Genomic DNA, 12,780 nt, shown 5'->3' on the forward strand with positions numbered 1-12,780 from the left:
CTGCGGGACCCGTGTGTCGGCACGGGTCCCGCAGCGCGCTTCCCCCGTTCGTCAGGCCGGTCGACCCGGCGTGGTCAGCGTGTGCCCACCGCTGCGCGCACGGCCCGCCGGGCCATCGCGCAGTCGTCGTGCAGCCTGCGCAGCAGCAGCCGTTGCTCCTCGCCGGAGGACAGCACTCCCTGCCGCGCCTGGCCACCCCCGGCCGGCGCGCCTTCGCGCATGGCACGCTGGACAGCCGTCTCGTACGTACGGATCTCCCGCGTCAGCACGATCATGAGGTTGACCAGGAAGGCGTCACGGGCCGCGGCGCCCGCCGCCTGCGCCAGCTGGCTGATCTGGCGTCGTGACGCAGGTGCGTCACCGAGCACGGCCCAGAGCGTCGCCAGGTCGTACCCGGGCAGATACCAGCCGGCGTGCTCCCAGTCGACCAGCACCGGTCCGGTGGGCGGCAGCAGGATGTTCGAGAGCAGAGCGTCACCGTGGCAGAACTGCCCCATGCCCTGTCGGCCGCCCGCGTGCGCCAGACCGTGCAGCAGCTTCTGCAGGTCACCCAGATCACGGTCGGTGAACAGTCCCAACTCGTGATAGCGCGCGATGCGTGCGGCGTAGTCCAGCGGGGCGTCGAACAGACCGGCAGGCGGCCGCCAGGCGTTGATCCGGCTGACCGCTCCGAGAACGGCCCGCAGATCCGCACGGGGCGGTGCCTCCGCCGGGTGCCTCGTCAGCGCCGCGACACGGCCGGGCATCCGCTCGATCACCAGGGTGCAGTTCTCCGGGTCGGCGGCGATGAGCCGGGGGACCCGGACTGGCGGGCGGTGCCTGACGAAGGCGCGGTATGCCGCTATTTCGTGCCGGAACCGCTCCGTCCACGCGGGGGAGTGGTCGAGTAAACACTTCGCCACCGCGGTCGCGCGGCCGGTCGTGCCAACGATGAGCACCGAGCGCCCGCTCCGGCGCAGCACCTGCACCGGATTGAACTCCGGGCAGATGCGATGCACCGAGGCGATGGCCATCCGGAGCTGCGCGCCCTGGACGCCGGACAAGTCCAGTCTGCCGCTGAGCGGTTGGGAGCCAGGGCTCGCCGCCCGCCGGGCACGACCGGTGCCGGACGCCGGTGACGCGGCGCGGGGGTCGAGATACGGCCCGCCGCCCGCCCCCAGAGGACGAAGCGGCCGGGGCGGGGCGGACACGGAGGACGATGCTGTGTACATGGGCGAGACAGATCCCTTCGTGCGCCGACAAGTTGCGTGCGCCGCCCCGTCCGGCGGCCGTTCGGCACCCTGGGGAGTACCTAGGGCTGCCGGGCGGGGTGGCGCTTTCCTACCTGACACCGGCCCGCGGGTGGCACAACATCTAGCGACCCCTGGCGAACCCTGGCGAATATTCGCCGGGCATCCGCCAGGGGGCTAGGGTCAAGTCAGCCGAGAACCTGGGGGCTTGACGTGACCGGAGAACCCAACACCCGCCTGTCTGACCTGTTCGGCCTGGCCGGCTGGTCCAAGGGCGAACTCGCGAGAATGGTGAACAGACAGGCGGCGGCCATGGGCCACCTCCAACTGGCCACCGACACCTCGCGGGTCCGGCGCTGGATCGACATGGGGGAGTCCCCCCGCGATCCCGTGCCGGAAGTGCTGGCGGCTCTGTTCACCGAGCGACTCGGCCGTGTCGTGACCATCGAGGACCTCGGGTTCGGCCGGCGCGGGCGTGTGGGGAAACGGCGAAAAGCCGGGACGGAAGACAATCCCGACGGTTTGCCGTGGGCGCCCGAACGGACGGCAGCGGTCCTCACCGAATTCACGGGAATGGACCTCATGCTCAACCGACGCGGCTTGGTGGGCGCGGGCGCCGCGCTCGCCGCTGGCTCAGCTATCACCGGCGCCATGCACGACTGGCTGCACTCCGAGCCCGCTCCTGCGGCCCGGGCCACCCACCTCAACGACCCCCTGTACGCCGACAACGCCGGCTTCGACCTGTACGAGGCCGCCCCCATCGGTTCCGAGGAGATCGAGGCCCTCGAGCGCTCGGTCGAGGTGTTCCGGGCCTGGGACGCCTCCAGAGGCGGCGGACTCCAGCGCAAGGCCGTCGTGGGCCAGCTCAACGAAGTGGGCGGCATGCTCGCCTACCACCACCCCGAGCACCTGCAGCGCCGTCTCTGGGGTGTCGCCGCCAACCTCGCGGTCCTCGCCGGCTGGATGTCCCACGACGTCGGCCTCGAGCCCACCGCCCAGAAGTACTTCGTGATCGCCGCCCACGCGGCGCGCGAGGGCGGCGACCGTCCGCGCGCGGGGGAGGCGCTCTCCCGCGCCGCTCGCCAGATGGTTCACCTGGGCCGTCCGGACGACGCCCTGGACCTGATGAAGCTCGCCAAGTCCGGTTCGGGGGAGGAGACCCTGCCGCGTACCCGCGCGATGCTGCACACCATCGAGGCGTGGGCACAGGCGTCGATGGGGCGCGGGCAGGCCATGAGGCGCACACTCGGCGAGGCCGAGGAGCTCTTCGTCTCGGACAAGGGTGACGTGCCGCCGCCGAGCTGGATGCAGATGTTCGACGAGGCGGACATGCACGGTATGCAAGCCCTGGCCTTCCGTACGCTGGCCGAGCATGATCCGGGCGCTGCCTCCACCGCTCAGCGTCACGCCAAGCAGGCACTCGATCTGCGGATAAACGGCCGCCAGCGGTCCAAGATCTTCGACTACATCTCGCTCGCCTCGGCGTGCTTCATCGCCGACGACCCCGAGCAGGCCGACCGCTACGCACGGCTCGCCCTGGTGTCGATGGGGGAGACCTCCTCGCACAGGACCTGGGACCGGCTGCGCGAGATGTACCGGCTCACCGGCCAGTTCGCGGGTTACGCCAAGATCGAGGACCTGCGTGAGGAGATCGAACGCGCCCTGCCACCGAGCGCGTCCAACAAGAAGGCCAGAGGCTCCCAGATCTGACTCGGGACTGCAGACCTCGGGCGCAGGACGACGTCCGTCGAGGGTCGTGCCGACCTGTCGTCCCAGCGTGCTTCACAGGTACGAGGCGGTCCGGAAGCCCACGCGGGGTCACTCCAGGACCCCATCCGCGAGGCGGGCCGGACCCACTCACGCCTCGACGCGGGCCACCAATACGCAGGCGTCGTCGAGCCGTTCGGCCGTTCCGAGCTTCTCGACCACGATCCGTACGCATTCCTGTGCCGTGCGGGCCTGCGCGAACCGAGGCGCCAGCCCCAGAAGCATGTCCGGGCCGGCGTTTCGGTCGCTCCGGCGTGTCAGTCCGTCGGTGTGGAGTACGAGCACATCGCCCGGCAGCAGGTCCATCCGGTCCTGCTCATAGGTGACTCCGGATGTGGCCCCGAGCAGCACACCGTCCGGCGCGGGCAGTGGGCGCCCCACTCCGTTGCGGAACAGCAGCGGTGCGGGGTGTCCTGCCTGTGCCCAGACGAGCGTGCCGGCCGCGGGATCGAAGCGGCAGCATACGGCGCTGCCCAGGGCAGGCTGTGCCGAGCATTCGATCAACTGGTTCAGATGGCCCATCACCGCCGCCGGGTCGACGCCTGCTACGGCCATGCCGCGCAGCGCACCGAGCAACATCGCCATGGACGAGGTGGCCGGGATGCCATGGCCGGTGAGGTCACCGACGGTGAGCAGCGTCCTGCCGTCGGGGAGCGGCAGCGCGTCGTACCAGTCGCCGCCGATCAGATCGCTCGACCCCGACGGCAGGTAATGGGCGGCGATGTCCAGACCGCTCGCCCCCTGACCGGGTATCGGCAGCGAGCCGCGCCACGGCGGGAGTACGGCCTCCTGGAGTTCAACCGCCATCCGGTGTTCGGCCCGGGCCAGCTGCTCCTGGTGCCGCAACGTGTCCTGCGTCCTGCCGACGACGTGCTGGCCGCGTCGCAGCCGGCTGACATCGCGCAGGACCGCCCACATCGACGCGGTGCAGCCGTCCCCGTCGAGGACGGGCTCGCCCATCATGTGCAGGGTCCGCATACCGCCGTCGGGCAGCAGGATCCGGAATTCGCCGTCTATCGGCCGGCCGTCCACCAGGCAGTCGGTCACCATCGACGTCAGGAGAGGCTGGTCCTCGGCGAGGAGGAGGGACGGCAGCTCGTCCAGGGACAGTGCTCCGGTTCCCGGTGTCCTGCCGAAGATCTGGTACAGCTCGTCGGACCAGCTGACCTCGTCGGTGAGGAGATTCCACTCGGCGCTGCCCACTCTGCTGAGGAGTGAGCCCGCCGGCGGCTCGGCCGTCGTCCGGGCGGAATGCTCTCCCGCGGGCTCGGCGGCCGTGGCGTGCGGGATGCCGTCCCGAAGCTGCCCCAGGTGCTCGCCGAGGTCGTCGAGCTGATGGACGGCGAGCTCGCAGAGCGCCCGCTGCCAGCGCAGCTGGGGATCGTCGTCGTCGATCACGGAGGTGTCGCGCCGCACGGCGTCCACATCGCCGCGCAGCAGCCGGGTCCGGTTGATCAGGGCGTCGACGGCGTCCCGCTCGGGCGGCTGTGGGGCCGGGCGGTCCGCAAACAGATGGGACGGCATCTGGTACTCCGATACAGGCGGTACGGCCGGTTCGTGGGGGTGGACCGAACACGACTGTTGCACAGGCTGAAGGGCCCCGTAAGGGGTTTGGCAACACTCGATACGTTCTTGCTTCCGGCATATGCCATCGGCTGGGTGGAGCGAGGGTCCGCCGAACACCCTTGCCCCTGGCGGGGAGTTGACGCAAGTCACCCGGCGTGAGCGGCTCGGCGTACGCCCGCGCACGCGGCCCCGCGCGGTTCGCACCGGCCGGGATCAGGGCATATGCGGGAGTCGTGCGGAGTCGTGGACCGACGCCCGGTGCGGCCGATGGCGCTGCGGGTCGATGGGCTGTTCGACGCGGTGGTCGGGAGTGCGTCGACCACCCGTTCGGACTCCGGGCGTGCAGGAGTGAGTGGCCGGTGGTCCCGGGTGTTCCGCGGCGGGAATGGCGGCGCATCCGCGCGTGTTGTGCGAACCAGTAACGAAAACGACACCCATTCCCATCCTGGGGGCGGGGTCGGATCCCACTCTGGAGGTCCCATGGCGCGCAGTGAGACCAGGCCCGTCGTACTGCTCCGGTCCACGGCCGGAACGGGCCACACCTACGTGACGCGGAAGAACCGGCGTAACGACCCCGACCGGCTGGAGCTGCGGAAGTTCGACCCGGCCGCGGGGCGTCACGTCGTGTTCCGCGAGGCTCGCTGACGGTCGACGGCATCACCTTCCCGTCGCCGCCGGAGCCCTGGCCTGCATAGTCGTGGTGTGGATCACACCGCGGAGGGCGGATTCAGGGGAACGGCGGGCGGTGGTTTATCGTTCATCCATACGTGGGAGTGAGCGGCCGCAGCCGGTCGAGCAGTGGTCAGCCCTACTTCCGCACACAAGCCGCCCCGGCTGGATTCCCCCGATCCGGCCGGGGCTTCTTTTCGGCCCGCGTGACCCGCCGCACGGTCTTCGGAAGTCACCGCTCGTACGGTCCGCAGTCACATGGTCTTCGTGAGATCCGCCGCGTAGTGCTCGATGGCCGGCCGGTACCGCTGCACGCCCGGACTGTCGCTCGTCGTCGCGACCAGGCGCAGCAGGAGCTGCATGGCCTCGTGATGCTCGCCGGTGTTGAACAGTGCCATGGACAGAAAGGTCCGCAGCGCCCCGTAGTCCGGGAACTCCGACACACCGCGCCTGAGCGTCTCGACGGCCTGCCCGAACCTGCCCAGGACGCGGTAGGTGCTGCCGAGCCCCAGGAGTGCGCCCCTGCGGTCCTCGGCGCTGAGCCCGTCGTCCTGCAGGCACCGCTCGTAGTACGGCACGGCCTCGGCCTCCAGACCGAGCACATCGTGGACCCAGGCGGTCTGATAGGCGACGTCCACCGCGTCGGGGAACGCGGCGGTGAGGGAGAGGAGGCGTTCCCTGGCCTGTTCGGGATGCCCCTGTTCGCGCAGCCTCACGGCCTCCGCCAGCAGTTCGTCCTTCTTCTGTGCGCTCATGCGCACATCGTCGCACCCGGCCCGGGGTGTGGCCGCCGGGGTTGGGGGAATCCGTTCCGCCATGACAGCAGAGGCGGATCGTAGTGCACGACGCAGGGGCATAGGGCGATTGCTGCTTCGCGCGGCAGTTCTGGCCGCGGCATTCGTAGCGATGGTGGCTTTCTCCGTGGTCCTGGCGAAGGTGACGCTCACACCGTCACCGGCGTCCGAGGACATCGTGACGTCCAATCTGAGGCCGGGGCGCTCGCTGCGACAGTACGCGGAGGACTACACCTTCCTCGCCGCCTGCAAACAGGCGGGCGGAAATCTCCTGCTCGGCGCACCGTTCGGCGTGCTGCTGCCGATTCTGGTGCCGCGCCGTCTGCGGATGATCCGGATGACCGTGCTGACCGTCCTGGTCATGGCGGTCGTCGAGCTCGCGCAGGGCGCGCTCGTGGCGGGCCGGGCCTTCGACATCGATGACGTCATCCTCAACACCGCCGGTGCGCTCCTCGGATACGCGCTGGTGGGACGGCGCGTCAGCCACCGCTATCACGCGCTTTCGGACGAGCCGGCCGCGGCGGAAGCGGCGAAGCCCGCGCCGCGTGCCCCGTCCAGGAGCAAGCCGGGCGACAGGAGCAGGACGAAGCCGGTCACGGAACCGAGGTCCGGGATCAAGGCGAAGTCGGGAACCAGGACGAAGCCCGGCACGAAGGCGAAGCCCGCTGCCACGCCCAAGGCCGGGGCCAAGGCGAAGGCCCGCGGCGGGGCCAAGTCCGAGCCCAGCGCACGCCGGAGCGCGTCCGCGCCGGTGGTGGCTCGCGGACGCGCTCTGTTCGACAGGTGGCGCAGCCTTCGGGAGGGCCCGGGCGGGGGAGCGCCCGGAGCCCGTCGACGCGGAGCCTAGAGCGCCGGGTAGGCGTTCTTCATGAGCTCCTGGAACTGGGCGGAGAACCACTGGCCGGAGACCGGTGCGTCGGGCAGTGACCCGGACAGGTTGTTGCCGTTACGGGCGTTACCGGTGTACGTCGGGTCGCACATCCGGTCGAATCCCTTGCCCTCGTTGTTCGGGATCTCCTTGCTGGAGCCGTCCGACTCCCCCGGGGGCTTCATCCAGACGTACGCGTCGATGCCCGCCGCCGGGGCCGCCTTCGGCCGTTCGCCGAGGCCCGCTCCGGCCTGGTTGCACCAGTTCCCGAGGTGGATGCGGCGGTCGTAGCGGCCGCCGTCCACGTAGGTGTCGACGCTGGTGGTCGCGCCCGGCCCGGTCGGCCGGTTCGCGCCGCCCCAGCCGTTGCGCGAGGTGTCGATCAGCATGCCGATGTCGGAGTTGAAGCCGACCGAGACCAGCTTGGTGCGGAATGCCTGCGCGAAGGACTGCTCGTCCGTGTAGCGGTTCCAGTCGACCCACTTCGACTGGCGTACCGACGTCCCGTTGACGGAGTCGTCGATGGTGAAGTTGCTCTCCTTCGTCGCGCCGTAGTTGGCCGTGTTGACGATGAAGCCGTGTACGTCGTTGACCGTCGCGCCCTCGGACGTGGCCGCGACCTTGAAGGTGTCGGCGGACGGGCCGAAGTTGTCGTCCCAGCCGATCCAGCCGTGGTGCCCCGCGTCGATGTAGTTGTAGACGTTGGGCGCGTCGCCGAGCTTGTTGAGCGCGTAGCCGACGCCCTTCTCGTAGTTGCCGTTGGCCTTCATGACGTCACAGGCCGGGGTTGCGGTCGCACGGCTGCCGGTGTTGGTGACCAGGTTGGGCAGCGAGTCGATCTCGACGGTGGTGACGATGCGCAGACCGGCGTACTTCGAATCGGCCAGGATCGCCGCGATCGGGTCGATGTACTCCGTCTTGTAGCGGCCGATCTCGGTCGGGCCGAGCTCGCCGTTGGAGGCGAGAGCCGCACAGTCGCGTCCGGGCAGGTTGTAGATGACCAGCTGGACGACGAGTTCGCCGGAGCCCTTCTGGGTCAGGGCCTCGTCCAGGTGGTCACGCAGGCCCATTCCGCCGTTGGCGCCCTCGATGGCGGCGATGCGGTCGAGCCAGACACCCGTCGGCTGGTTCGCCACCCGGCTGCCACCCGGCTCGGCGGCGGCCTTCGCCGACCACTCCGGGTTCACATAGACCTTGGAGCCCTCGTACGGGTTGTTGACGCGGCTGCCCGCGGGCGGGTCGGTGGGCGGGTCCGTGGGGTCGGTCGGGTCGGTCGGGCCCGTGGTGCCGCCGTTGCAGGTGACGCCGTTCAGCTTGAAGGTCGCGGGTACGGCGCTGTTGCCGTTGCCTGTCGCGTTGAAGCCGAAGGACGCTGAGCCACCGGTGGCGAGAGCGCCGTTGTAGGAGAGGCTCTTCGCCGTGACGGCGGCGCCGCTCTGCGAGACCGTGGCGTTCCAGCCCTGGCTGATCTTCTCGCTGCCGGCGAACGACCACTCCAGCTGCCAACTGGACACGGCGTCGCCCGTGTTCGTGACGCTCACCGCGGCGGTGAGTCCGCCGTTCCACTGATTCTGGATCTTGTAGTCGACGGTGCAGCCGGCCGCCGCTGCGGCGGAGGCTCCGAAGGGGGCCGCCGCGGCGGCGGAGCCCGCGGCTGCGGCGACGAGTGCTCCCGCGGCTATGAGCGCCATTCGGGATCGGCGCAGGTTGGTGCGGCTCGTGCGGCTCATGCGAATTCCGTTTCCTCAGCTGTCGAGGGCGCGCGAAATTCGCGCAGCCCGATTCCGTACGGGGTGGGGGTACCGTCGTAGTCGCTGATCAAGGACGGGGCCGTGGAGCGCGGTCCCAGGTGTTCCAGGCCGTCCGGGAGGAGAGTTCCTGGTCGTCGTCGAACCCTGCGCGACCCGGTCGGCGAAGCCGGTGGGGGCAGGTGTTCTCGCCGATCTCACCTGCGGCGAGGGGGACTTCGGCCCGACCCGTGCGAGCGGGGAGTGCCTGCGGTCCTCGTTCGCACAGACGTGGGTGCTGTAGACATGCCACGGGGTGGCGGTGGTCGTGCGTGGCCCGCCGGCCCGGTGTTCGGCCGCGGATCCGTGCCGTGGCTCTCGGCCCCGCCGGGCCGGGTTCTCCAGGGCACTGTGGTCCTGCTCGTCCGTGTACTACGGGTTCATGGTGTTCAGGCCAGGCAGGCACTCCTCGGTCGGGGGCGGAGGGGCGGTGCGGGTACTCCCGTCGGCGCTCGTCCGCACAGCGGCGTATGCGACGAGCTCGTCGCTCAGGGCACCCGTTCAGGGTGATCCGTCGGCGGCGACGGGCAGATCCGACGGACCGGTGGAGCCGGTCGGATCCGTGTGCAGAGCGTGCTGTTCGAGCCTCGACGCACCGGGCGTCGGCTCCGGTCCCCGGCAGGGGGCCAGGATCCCGCCGCGGAGCCCGCACCGTTCGCCTGCGTCCCGTTCGGATCGTCGCCGGCCGCGATGCCCTTCCCTTGGAAACCGCCGTCCCGCTGATGCGCGGTGCTGTTCTCCACCGTGCGTACGAGGGCGGATCCGGAAGCCGTGACCACGGCCGCGAAAGTGCTGCCGGCCGTGTCGGGCACCGCCCCGACGGGCGGTCTGAACAGGTGCGACAAGTGCGGGGGGTGACTCATGAGCGACTCCTTGCAGATCGGGCGTGCCCCCTACGGCACGTCGACTGGTGGAACCGCTCCCACTGGTGTGGCTTGACGTTAGAGCGTCAAGTGGTGTCGGTCAACACACCAGTTCCCATCTCTTGCTATCGAAATAATTCGACTCTTCAAGTCTCTTGACTCTCTTTTTCCTCATCCCCATGCTGGGAGCGCTCCCACTGGTTCAAGGCTTGTGCTCAACCCCGCACACCCCCCATGTCGCCGAGCCGCGAGGAGGTACTGCGCATGCCATCGGGACGCGCACGAAGAACATGGTTACCGGGGAGACCCGGTAGAACCGGAGCCGGAAACCGCCGGTTGTGGACAGCGATCGTGGCGGCGCTGGCCCTCCCCCTGGGAATGACCGCCGCAGCCGGCACGCCGGCCCAGGCCGCCGCCGTCCAATGCAGCGTCGACTACAAGACCAACGACTGGGGCTCGGGCTTCAGCACCGAACTCACCGTCACCAACAGGAGCTCCGCCGCGATCGACGGCTGGACCCTGACCTACGGTTACGCCGGCAGCCAGCAGCTCACCAATGGCTGGAACGGGACATGGTCCCAGTCGGGCAAGAACGTCACCGTCAAGAACGCCGCCTGGAACGGCTCCATCGCCGCCGGCGCCGCCGTCACGACGGGTGCGCAGTTCACCTACAGCGGCACCAACACCGCGCCGACCACCTTCGCCGTCAACGGAACGGCATGCGTGGGCGCTCATCAGCCTCCGATCGCCGTCCTCACCAGTCCGGCGGCGGGCGCCGTCTTCTCCGCCGGAGACCCCGTCCCCCTGGCCGCCACCGCGGCTGCCGCGGACGGGGCGGGGATCAGCAAGGTCGAGTTCTACGACGACACGAAGCTGCTCGGCACGGACACGACGTCCCCGTACACCTACAGCGCCACGGGACTGACCGCCGGCGCCCACTCGGTGTACGCCAGGGCATACGACAGCCTCGGTGCCTCGGCGGAGTCGACCCCGGCGGGCATCACCGTCGTCGCCGGCCCGGCCGTCGTCGCCACGCCCGCCCAACTGGGCGTCCAGCAAGGCAAGTCGGGAACATTCAACGTCTTGCTGTCCACCGCGCCGGCGTCGTCGGTCACCGCAACGGTGGCGCGGAGCGCGGGCAACTCCGGTCTGAGTGTCACCGGTGGTGCGAGCCTCACCTTCACCTCGGCGAACTGGTCCACGCCCCAGAAGGTCACCGTCTCGGCCGACGCGACCGGCACGGGAGCCGCCACCTTCACCGTCACCGCCCCCGGCCACAGCAAGTCGGAGGTCACCGTCACCCAGCTCGCCGAAGCGAAGGACTACGACGCCCGCTTCCTCGACCTGTACGGCAAGATCACCGACCCCGCGAACGGCTACTTCTCCTCGGAGGGCATCCCCTACCACTCCGTCGAGACCCTGATCGTCGAAGCGCCCGACCAGGGGCACGAGACGACGTCGGAGGCCTACAGCTATCTGATCTGGCTCCAGGCGATGTACGGGAAGATCACCGGGGACTGGACGAAGTTCAACGGTGCGTGGGACACCATGGAGAAGTACATGATCCCCACCCACGCCGACCAGCCCACGAACTCCTTCTACAACGCGTCGAAGCCGGCCACCTACGCGCCCGAACACGACACACCGAACGAGTACCCGGCCGTCCTCGACGGATCTGCGGCCTCCGGCTCGGACCCGATCGCCTCCGAGCTGAAGAGCGCGTACGGCACCGACGACATCTACGGGATGCACTGGATCCAGGACGTCGACAACGTCTACGGATACGGCAACACGCCCGGCAAGTGCTCGGCCGGCCCCACCGAGACCGGACCGTCGTACATCAACACCTTCCAGCGCGGGCCGCAGGAGTCGGTCTGGGAGACCGTCACCCACCCGACCTGTGACAACTTCACCTACGGCGGCGACAACGGCTACCTGGACCTGTTCACCGGGGACGCCTCCTACGCCAAGCAGTGGAAGTTCACCAACGCTCCGGACGCGGACGCCCGTGCCGTGCAGGCCGCCTACTGGGCCGATACCTGGGCGAAGGAGCAGGGCAAGTCGAGCGAGGTCTCGGCCACCGTCGGCAAGGCGGCGAAGATGGGCGACTATCTCCGCTACTCCATGTTCGACAAGTACTTCAAGAAGGTCGGCAACTGTGTCGGTCCGACCACCTGCCCCGCCGGCAGCGGCAAGGACAGTGCCCACTACCTGATGTCCTGGTACTACGCCTGGGGCGGCGCCACCGACACCTCGGCCGGCTGGTCCTGGCGCATCGGATCCAGCCACGCCCACGGCGGCTACCAGAACCCGATGGCGGCCTACGCGCTGAGCTCCGTCGCCGACCTCAAGCCCAAGTCGGCCACGGGACAGCAGGACTGGGCCAAGAGCCTGGACCGGCAGATGGAGTTCTACCAGTGGCTCCAGTCCGACGAGGGCGCCATAGCGGGCGGTGCGACCAACAGCTGGAAGGGCAGCTACGCCCAGCCTCCGGCCGGTACACCGACCTTCTACGGCATGTACTACGACGAGAAGCCCGTCTACCACGACCCGCCGTCCAACCAGTGGTTCGGATTCCAGGCGTGGTCCATGGAGCGCGTGGCCGAGTACTACCACGAGTCGGGCGACGCCCAGGCCAAGGCCGTACTGGACAAGTGGGTCGACTGGGCCCTGTCCGAGACGACCATCAACCCGGACGGCACCTATCTCATGCCGTCCACCCTCAAGTGGTCCGGTGCCCCGGACACATGGAACGCGTCGAGCCCCGGCGCCAACTCCGGACTCCACGTCACGGTCGCCGACTACACCAACGACGTCGGGGTGGCCGGTGCCTACGCCAGGACGCTGACCTACTACGCCGCCAGGTCCGGTGACGCCGAGGCGAAGGCCACGGCCGAAGGGCTGCTGGACGGCATGTGGAGTCACTACCAGGACGATGCGGGAATCGCGGTGCCGGAGACGCGCGCCGACTACAACCGGTTCGACGACCCGGTGTACGTCCCCAACGGCTGGACGGGGGCGATGCCCAATGGTGACACCGTCGACAACGACTCGACGTTCCTCTCCATCCGGTCGTTCTACAAGGACGACCCGAACTGGCCGAAGGTGCAGGCGTACCTGGACGGCGGAGCCGCTCCCGTCTTCACCTACCACCGGTTCTGGGCACAGACCGATGTCGCACTGGCTCTGGGGGCGTATGCCGACCTTCTGGAGTGAGTGACCGCAGCCCAGTGGTTC

Annotated in this window: 8 protein-coding genes; 4 read left to right on the forward strand and 4 right to left on the reverse strand. The window is 69.4% G+C overall.

What is annotated here, in order from left to right:
* Positions 1-74: 74 nt before the first annotated feature.
* Positions 75-1,211 carry an aminoglycoside phosphotransferase family protein gene (locus ACFWFI_RS32550; RefSeq protein WP_387397251.1) on the reverse strand — a complete coding sequence of 379 codons (1,137 nt, stop codon included), beginning with the start codon at positions 1,209-1,211 and terminating at the stop codon, positions 75-77.
* A 231-nt stretch (positions 1,212-1,442) separates the two neighbouring features.
* On the opposite strand from ACFWFI_RS32550, the gene ACFWFI_RS32555 reads away from it, so the two are divergent.
* Positions 1,443-2,939: a DNA-binding protein NsdB gene (locus ACFWFI_RS32555; RefSeq protein WP_387397253.1), complete on the forward strand. Its 1,497-nt coding sequence runs from the start codon at positions 1,443-1,445 to the stop codon at positions 2,937-2,939.
* A 147-nt stretch (positions 2,940-3,086) separates the two neighbouring features.
* On the opposite strand, the gene ACFWFI_RS32560 is transcribed toward ACFWFI_RS32555, so the two are convergent.
* Positions 3,087-4,520, reverse strand: coding sequence for a PP2C family protein-serine/threonine phosphatase (locus ACFWFI_RS32560; protein ID WP_387397256.1), 1,434 nt, complete (start codon positions 4,518-4,520; stop codon positions 3,087-3,089).
* A 522-nt stretch (positions 4,521-5,042) separates the two neighbouring features.
* Between ACFWFI_RS32560 and rpmG the strand changes: the two genes are divergently transcribed.
* Complete coding sequence (gene rpmG / locus ACFWFI_RS32565; protein WP_033304921.1) at positions 5,043-5,207, forward strand: 50S ribosomal protein L33; 165 nt, start codon at positions 5,043-5,045, stop codon at positions 5,205-5,207.
* A 278-nt stretch (positions 5,208-5,485) separates the two neighbouring features.
* Here the strand turns inward: rpmG and ACFWFI_RS32570 are convergent, their stop codons facing one another.
* The gene (locus ACFWFI_RS32570) at positions 5,486-5,986 is read right to left on the reverse strand and encodes a tetratricopeptide repeat protein (protein WP_387397259.1); all 501 of its coding nucleotides are present in this window, start codon (positions 5,984-5,986) and stop codon (positions 5,486-5,488) included.
* Positions 5,987-6,047: 61 nt separating this feature from the next.
* Between ACFWFI_RS32570 and ACFWFI_RS32575 the strand changes: the two genes are divergently transcribed.
* Positions 6,048-6,872 (forward strand): VanZ family protein, encoded by an 825-nt coding sequence (locus tag ACFWFI_RS32575; protein WP_387397262.1) that lies wholly within the window; start codon positions 6,048-6,050, stop codon positions 6,870-6,872.
* Here ACFWFI_RS32575 and ACFWFI_RS32580 read toward each other — a convergent pair.
* On the reverse strand, positions 6,869-8,623 hold the full coding sequence (locus ACFWFI_RS32580; RefSeq protein WP_387397264.1) for a glycoside hydrolase family 6 protein: 1,755 nt from the start codon (positions 8,621-8,623) through the stop codon (positions 6,869-6,871). The two genes, ACFWFI_RS32575 and ACFWFI_RS32580, sit on opposite strands and share 4 nt — an antisense overlap.
* A gap of 1,184 nt (positions 8,624-9,807) precedes the next feature.
* Between ACFWFI_RS32580 and ACFWFI_RS32585 the strand changes: the two genes are divergently transcribed.
* A complete protein-coding gene (locus ACFWFI_RS32585) occupies positions 9,808-12,759 on the forward strand; it encodes a glycoside hydrolase family 48 protein (protein WP_387397267.1) in 2,952 nt (983 codons plus the stop codon).
* Positions 12,760-12,780: the final 21 nt, after the last annotated feature.

It is taken from the genome of Streptomyces sp. NPDC060209 (genome assembly GCF_042728155.1).
Lineage (GTDB): Bacteria > Actinomycetota > Actinomycetes > Streptomycetales > Streptomycetaceae > Streptomyces.

Bases quoted from the DNA above. Each gene is read 5' to 3' on its own strand.
- ACFWFI_RS32550 (WP_387397251.1), bottom strand. From the start codon at position 1,211: ATGTACACAGCATCGTCCTCCGTGTCCGCCCCGCCCCGGCCGCTTCGT.
- ACFWFI_RS32560 (WP_387397256.1), bottom strand. From the start codon at position 4,520: ATGCCGTCCCATCTGTTTGCGGACCGCCCGGCCCCACAGCCGCCCGAG.
- rpmG (WP_033304921.1), top strand. From the start codon at position 5,043: ATGGCGCGCAGTGAGACCAGGCCCGTCGTACTGCTCCGGTCCACGGCC.
- ACFWFI_RS32570 (WP_387397259.1), bottom strand. From the start codon at position 5,986: ATGAGCGCACAGAAGAAGGACGAACTGCTGGCGGAGGCCGTGAGGCTG.
- ACFWFI_RS32575 (WP_387397262.1), top strand. From the start codon at position 6,048: ATGACAGCAGAGGCGGATCGTAGTGCACGACGCAGGGGCATAGGGCGA.
- ACFWFI_RS32580 (WP_387397264.1), bottom strand. From the start codon at position 8,623: ATGAGCCGCACGAGCCGCACCAACCTGCGCCGATCCCGAATGGCGCTC.
- ACFWFI_RS32585 (WP_387397267.1), top strand. From the start codon at position 9,808: ATGCCATCGGGACGCGCACGAAGAACATGGTTACCGGGGAGACCCGGT.